The 388-nt window shown below is 50.3% G+C and carries 1 rRNA gene; it reads left to right on the forward strand.

Annotation, left to right across the window (positions count from 1 at the left end):
* Positions 1–388: ribosomal RNA gene (locus LQ622_RS14915) — 23S ribosomal RNA — on the forward strand; the annotation flags it as partial.

Raw genomic sequence — 388 nt, forward strand, 5'->3', positions numbered from 1 at the left:
ATAGGCGAAGCGTGCTGTTGGAGTGCACGTCCAAGCAATAAGACTGAGTGTTAGGCAAATCCGGCACTCGTAAGGTTGAGTTGTGATGGGGAGTTGGATCATGTATCCGACGAGTCGTTGATTTCACACTGCCAAGAAAAGCCTCTAGTTAGAAAATAGGTGCCCGTACCGCAAACCGACACAGGTAGTCAAGATGAGAATTCTAAGGTGAGCGAGCGAACTCTCGTTAAGGAACTCGGCAAAATGACCCCGTAACTTCGGGAGAAGGGGTGCTTTTTAGGGTGCAAGCCTTGAAGAGCCGCAGTGAATAGGCCCAAGCGACTGTTTATCAAAAACACAGGTCTCTGCTAAACCGTAAGGTGATGTATAGGGGCTGACGCCTGCCCGG

This window comes from Mammaliicoccus sp. N-M50, from assembly GCF_022386995.1.
Classification (GTDB): domain Bacteria; phylum Bacillota; class Bacilli; order Staphylococcales; family Staphylococcaceae; genus Mammaliicoccus; species Mammaliicoccus sciuri_A.